This window comes from Actinomadura sp. NPDC000600, assembly GCF_040492135.1.
In the GTDB taxonomy this organism is placed as follows: Bacteria; Actinomycetota; Actinomycetes; order Streptosporangiales; family Streptosporangiaceae; genus Spirillospora.
The window spans coordinates 1-1,072 of sequence record NZ_JBEUPD010000147.1 but is presented as its reverse complement, the minus strand read 5'-3'; the positions used below and the strand labels follow the sequence as shown (position 1 = coordinate 1,072).

General features: G+C 61.5%; 1 protein-coding gene and 2 rRNA genes. All 3 read left to right on the top strand.

The window, feature by feature from the left end:
• Window positions 1-410: ribosomal RNA gene (locus ABWI07_RS44380) — 23S ribosomal RNA — on the top strand; the annotation flags it as partial.
• An 89-nt stretch (window positions 411-499) separates the two neighbouring features.
• Window positions 500-616, top strand: a 5S ribosomal RNA gene (gene rrf / locus ABWI07_RS44375).
• A gap of 77 nt (window positions 617-693) precedes the next feature.
• A partial coding sequence (locus tag ABWI07_RS44370; protein WP_353822239.1) for an HAD family hydrolase occupies window positions 694-1,072 on the top strand: 379 nt, incomplete at its 3' end.

Here is a 1,072-nt window from a genome sequence, read left to right as displayed (position 1 = left end):
TTTGGCACCTCGATGTCGGCTCGTCGCATCCTGGGGCTGGAGTCGGTCCCAAGGGTTGGGCTGTTCGCCCATTAAAGCGGTACGCGAGCTGGGTTTAGAACGTCGTGAGACAGTTCGGTCCCTATCCGCTGCGCGCGCAGGAATATTGAGAAGGGCTGTCCCTAGTACGAGAGGACCGGGACGGACGAACCTCTGGTGTGCCAGTTGTCCTGCCAAGGGCATGGCTGGTTGGCTACGTTCGGGAGGGATAACCGCTGAAAGCATCTAAGCGGGAAGCCTGCTTCGAGATGAGTATTCCCACCTCCTTGAGAGGGTAAGGCTCCCAGTAGACGACTGGGTTGATAGGCCAGATCTGGAAGGCGGGTAACCGCTGGAGGTGACTGGTACTAATAGGCCGAGGGCTTGTCCTCAGTTGCTCGCGTCCACTGTGTTGGTTCTGAAACCACGAACAACCCCATTCCATGGTCACGGGATGGTGCGGTTGACAGTTTCATAGTGTTTCGGTGGTCATAGCGTGAGGGAAACGCCCGGTTACATTCCGAACCCGGAAGCTAAGCCTTACAGCGCCGATGGTACTGCAGGGGGGACCCTGTGGGAGAGTAGGACGCCGCCGAACAAATTTTATAGAAAACCCCCGCCCGGGATTCCCGGTGCGGGGGTTTTCTGTTTTCCCGGGTCGTTTAGGGTCGAGCCATGCGCTATGACCTCGTCATCTTCGACAACGACGGCGTCCTCGTCGACTGTGAGCCCCTCTCCAACACGCTCCTCGCCGCCTATCTCACCGAGCTCGGCCATCCGACCTCGTACGAGGAGTCCCTCCGCGACTACATGGGCGCCGCCATGCATCGCGTACACGACCTCGTCCAGGAACGGACCGGGCAGCGGCTGCCCGACGACTTCGACGAGGTCTTCCACGGCCGGGTGTTCGCCGCGTTCGAGCGAGAGCTGGAACCCGTCGCCGGCGCCGTGGACATACTCGAGAAGCTCACCGCCGACGGGGTGCCGTACTGCGTCGCCTCGTCCGGGAGCCATGAGCGGATCCGGGTCGGGCACCGCAAGACCGGGCTCGACC